This window comes from Methylorubrum sp. Q1 (assembly GCF_004683995.1).
In the GTDB taxonomy this organism is placed as follows: Bacteria; Pseudomonadota; Alphaproteobacteria; order Rhizobiales; family Beijerinckiaceae; genus Methylobacterium.
The window spans coordinates 1-1,213 of the sequence record NZ_SRHQ01000082.1 but is presented as its reverse complement, the minus strand read 5'-3'; the positions used below and the strand labels follow the sequence as shown (position 1 = coordinate 1,213).

The window sequence follows — 1,213 nt, the reverse complement described above, 5'->3', positions numbered from 1 at the left end:
AGCCCCTTCAGCCGGGCGAGATCGAGCGCCCGGAACGCATTCCACTCCGTCACGATCACCAGCGCGTCCGCGCCTTCGGCGCAGGCATAGGCGTCCTCGGCGTAAGCGACGCCCTGAAGCAGCGGCCGCGCCTGCTCCATCCCCTCCGGATCGTAGGCCACGATCTGCGCGCCCGCATCCTGCAAGCCGGCGATGATCGACAGCGAGGGCGCATCGCGCATGTCGTCGGTGTTCGGCTTGAACGTCAGGCCCAGGAGCGCCACCCGCTTGCCCCGCACGGACCCGCCGCAGGCCGCGATCACCTTGCGCGCCATCGCGCGCTTCCTCTGGTCGTTGACCGCCACCACCGTCTCGACGATCCGCACCGGCGTGCCGTAATCCTGCGCCGTCTTCACCAGCGCCAGCGTGTCCTTGGGGAAGCACGAGCCGCCATAGCCCGGTCCCGCATGCAGGAACTTCGCGCCGATGCGGTTGTCGAGGCCGATGCCGCGGGCGACCTCCTGCACGTTGGCCCCGACCTGCTCGCACAGATCCGCGATCTCGTTGATGAAGGTGATCTTGGTGGCCAGGAACGCGTTGGCGGCATATTTGGTCAGCTCGGCCGTGCGCCGTCCGGTGAGCAGGATCGGCGCGGCGTTGAGGTAGAGCGGGCGGTAGACCTCCTGCATCACGGCGACTGCGCGGGCGTCCTCGGCGCCGATGACGATGCGGTCGGGCCGCTTGAAGTCGTCGATGGCCGCACCCTCGCGCAGGAATTCGGGGTTGGAGGCGACGCCGACATCGATGTCGGGGCGGGCCTCGCGGAGGATGCGCTCGACCTCGTCGCCGGTGCCGACGGGCACGGTCGATTTGGTGACGACCACGGTGTAGCCGGTGAGCGCCTCGGCGATCTCGCGGGCCGCGGCGTAGACGTAGGAGAGGTCGGCAAAGCCGTCGCCGCGGCGGGACGGGGTGCCCACCGCGATGAACACCGCTTGCGCCTGGGCAACGGCGGGCTTGAGGTCGGTGGAGAAGGTGAGGCGTTTGGCCCGCACGTTCTCGGCGACGAGGGTGTCGAGGCCGGGCTCGTAGATCGGCATGCGGCCCTCGTTGAGGGCGGCGATCTTGCCGGGATCCTTGTCGATGCAGACGACCTCGTGGCCGAAATCGGCCAGGCAGGCGCCCGACACGAGGCCGACATAGCCCGAGCCAATCATCGCGATGCGCATCGGTG

The 1,213-nt window shown here is 69.2% G+C and carries 1 protein-coding gene; it reads right to left on the bottom strand.

Annotation, left to right across the window (positions count from 1 at the left end; translation table 11 throughout):
- A partial coding sequence (locus E4V01_RS25340; RefSeq protein WP_135300293.1) for a UDP-glucose/GDP-mannose dehydrogenase family protein occupies window positions 1-1,208 on the bottom strand: 1,208 nt, incomplete at its 3' end.
- Window positions 1,209-1,213: the final 5 nt, after the last annotated feature.